Raw genomic sequence first — 271 nt, forward strand, 5'->3', positions numbered from 1 at the left:
GTCGATGATGGAGCGCTTGGGGTTGTTGGGGTCGCGCAGCAACAAGGGGGCCAATCCCTCATTGTGCTTCTGCTCGTCGGCAAACTCGCTGCCATAGGCATTGTGGGTCAGCCTGCGTGCATTGGCGATGGGGGTGTCCACAAACAGGGCGTGCACTTCGAAACTGGACGAGGGGATGAGAAAGCCACTGATGGGCAGACCATGCAACTCTTCATGGGTCTTGTACCAGGCAAACCCGTCCGTCACCTTGTAGGGGGTGAAGTGCTTGAGC

1 protein-coding gene is annotated in these 271 nt (G+C 58.3%); it reads right to left on the reverse strand.

The features are described from left to right. Window positions 1-271: hypothetical protein (locus AC1RPW_RS08470; protein ID WP_481769522.1), on the reverse strand; the 271-nt coding region annotated here is incomplete at both ends.

The sequence above is a fragment of the Dellaglioa sp. CoH-55-MRSF-8 genome (assembly GCF_056782195.1).